The sequence below is a fragment of the Ruegeria sp. CDSB113 genome (assembly GCF_059611045.1).
The window spans coordinates 1-3238 of record NZ_JBXWOU010000031.1 but is presented as its reverse complement, the minus strand read 5'-3'; the positions used below and the strand labels follow the sequence as shown (position 1 = coordinate 3238).

Below are 3238 nucleotides of genomic sequence, written 5' to 3'. Positions count from 1 at the left end.
TTACTCTGCGGCTTCTTCGTAAGCGTCCATTGGGGGGCATGTGCAGATTAGGTTTCTGTCGCCGTAAGCGTTGTCGACGCGGTTTACGGGGGACCAGTATTTGTCGACGCCCATGGATCCTGGGGGGAAGCAGGCCTGTTCGCGGCTGTAGGGCCGGTCCCAGTCGCCGACCAGATCGCGCACCGTGTGGGGGGCGTTTTTCAGCGGGTTGTTCTCCGCGTCGATCTTGCCGTCGATGATGTCCTGCGCTTCGGCCCTGATGGACAGCATGGCGTCGCAGAAGCGGTCCAGCTCGTCCTTGGGTTCAGATTCCGTGGGCTCGACCATCAGGGTGCCGGCCACCGGCCAGGACATGGTGGGCGCATGGAAGCCGGAATCGACCAGACGCTTGGCGATGTCGTCAACGCTGACCTGCGCCGCCTCGTCCAGCGGGCGGGTATCCAGGATGCATTCATGCGCCACCCGGCCCGTGTCCGAGGTGTAGAGGATCGGATAGGCCTCCTGCAGGCGTGCCGCGATGTAGTTGGCGTTCAGGATTGCCACTTTCGTGGCCTGCGTCAGGCCCGCGCCGCCCATCAGCAGCACATAGGCCCAGCTGACCGGCAGAATGGACGGCGAGCCGAAGGGCGCGGCCGAGACCGGACCCACGGCGGTGCCGTATTCCGGGTGACCCGGCAGGTGTTCGGTCAGATGCGCCTTGACGCCGATCGGGCCCATGCCGGGGCCGCCACCGCCATGGGGGATGCAGAAGGTCTTGTGCAGGTTCAGGTGGCTGACGTCGCCGCCGATATCGCCGGGGCGCGAGAGACCGACCATGGCGTTCATGTTGGCGCCGTCGATATAGACCTGACCGCCGTGGTCATGGGTGATCTGGCAGACCTCCTGAACGGTGGTCTCGAACACGCCATGGGTCGAGGGGTAGGTGATCATGCAGGCGGCCAGATGGTCCGAATGCTTTTCCGCCTTGGCGCGGAAGTCGGCCAGATCGATATTGCCCTTGTCATCGGCTTGCACCGGCACAACCTGATAGCCCACCATCTGCGCCGAGGCCGGGTTGGTGCCATGCGCCGAGGTCGGGATCAGGCAGACATTGCGATGCGCCTCACCCCGCGCGGCGTGATAGTTGCGGATGGTCAGCAGGCCTGCGTACTCGCCCTGCGCGCCCGAGTTGGGCTGCTGCGAGATCGCGTCATAGCCGGTGATCTGGCACAGCTTGTCGTTCAGATCATCAATCATCTCATGATAGCCCTGCGCCTGATCTTGCGGGCAGAACGGGTGCAGATTGCCGAACTCGGGCCAGGTGACCGGGATCATCTCGATCGTGGCGTTCAGCTTCATGGTGCACGACCCCAGCGGGATCATTGCCCGGTCCAGCGCCAGGTCGCGGTCGGCCAGACGACGCATGTAGCGCGTGATCTCGGCCTCGGCCCGGTTCTTGTGGAAGATCTCGTGGGTCAGATAGGCGCTTTCGCGCAGCGCATAATCCGGCAGACGATAAAGCTTGTTCGAGCTGTCATCCTTGCGATCGATGCCGAAGGCACCCCAGACGGCCTCGATGGTCTCGGGGCGGGTCTGTTCGTCCAGGCTGATGCCTACTTTGGTGTCGCCGACCTTGCGCAGATTGACACCGCGGGCCACGGCGGCCTCCATCACGACATTCTGCAGGTGGCCGACCTCAACCGTGATAGTATCGAAGAACACCTCCGGCTCGACGGCAAAGCCCGCCTCTTCCAGACCGGCGGCCAGACGCGAGGTCTTGCGGTGCACCGATTGTGCGATGGCTTTGATGCCGTCGGGGCCGTGATACACGGCATACATCGAGGCAATGACGGCCAGCAGCGCCTGCGCGGTGCAGACGTTCGAGTTGGCTTTCTCGCGGCGGATGTGTTGCTCGCGGGTCTGCAGTGCCAGGCGGTAAGCCTTGTTGCCGCGCGCGTCGATCGACACGCCGATGATCCGGCCGGGCATCGACCGCTTCAGCTTGTCACTGGTCGCCATATAGGCTGCGTGCGGGCCACCATAGCCCATCGGCACGCCAAAGCGCTGGGTCGAGCCGATGGCAATATCCGCGCCCATCTCACCGGGAGATTTCAGCAGCGCCAGCGACAGGATGTCGGCGGCGACGATGGCGATGGCTTTGTGCTCATGCAGCGCCGCAATCTCGTTGGTGAAGTCGCGCACATGGCCGTGGGTGCCGGGATATTGGAAGATCGCGCCAAAGACCGATCCCGCGTCCAGCGTGTCCGGGTCGGCCACCTGCACGTCGATGCCCAGAGGCTCGGCGCGGGTTTTGATCACCGCGATGGTCTGCGGGTGGCAGTTCTTGTCCACGAAGAAGGCCGCATTGTTGGCCTTTGACCGCCCGCCGCGCTTGGCCATCGCCATCGCTTCGGCTGCGGCTGTGGCTTCGTCCAGGAGCGAGGCGTTGGCCACGTCCAGCCCGGTCAGGTCGCTGACCATGGTCTGGAAGTTCAGCAGCGCCTCAAGCCGGCCCTGGCTGATCTCGGGCTGATAGGGCGTGTAGGCGGTGTACCAGGCCGGGTTTTCCAGGATGTTGCGCAGGATCGGCGCCGGCGTGGTGGTGCCGTAATAGCCCTGACCGATCAGCGAGGTCAGAACCTTGTTCTTGCTCGCCACCTCTTTCATGTAAAAGAGCGCATCGCGTTCGGTCATCGCCGGACCCCAGTCCAGCGGCTCTTTCTGCCGGATCGCAGGCGGGACGGTGGCGTCGATCAGCTGGTCCAGCGTCTTGAAGCCAATCACCTTGAGCATGTCGCGCATTTCCGTCGGGCTGGGCCCGATATGGCGGCGGTTGGCGAAGTCATAGGCTTCGTAATCAGTCAGTTTGAAGGCCATAGGTCATGCTCCTCAGGGAATGTCTCGCCCGGCCGCTCTGGCAGGAGCCTCCGGCGGGGATGTTTTTAGCCAGATGAAGGGGCGGATCCGCAAAAGGACCCGCCGTTTGGGTTTACCCGATCAGGGCCTTGTAGCCGTCCAGATCCATCAGATCTTCCAGCTGCGCGGCATCCGCGATCTTGATCTTGTAGATCCAGGCCTCACCCTCGGGGTCTTCGTTCAGCGCGCCGGGGTTGTCGGCCAGCGCTTCGTTCACTTCCGTGATCTCGCCATCGACCGGGGCATACAGCTCGGAGGCGGCCTTGACGGATTCGATCACGCCGATCTCGCCGCCTTTTTCAAACTCATCGCCTGCTTCCTGCTGCTCCACGAACACCACGTC

Annotated in this window: 2 protein-coding genes; both read right to left on the bottom strand. The window is 63.6% G+C overall.

Annotated elements, in window-relative coordinates:
• Positions 1 to 2856: an aminomethyl-transferring glycine dehydrogenase gene (gene gcvP, locus AC2FIS_RS23095; protein ID WP_496775609.1), complete on the bottom strand. Its 2856-nt coding sequence runs from the start codon at positions 2854 to 2856 to the stop codon at positions 1 to 3.
• Positions 2857 to 2968: 112 nt separating this feature from the next.
• Positions 2969 to 3238, bottom strand: a 270-nt coding sequence (gene gcvH / locus AC2FIS_RS23090) for a glycine cleavage system protein GcvH (RefSeq protein ID WP_496775608.1), incomplete at its 5' end; no start/stop codon positions are given.

What these genes read in the sequence shown, in the direction of transcription:
- gcvP (WP_496775609.1), bottom strand. Translation starts at nt 2,856, where the DNA reads ATGGCCTTCAAACTGACTGATTACGAAGCCTATGACTTCGCCAACCGC.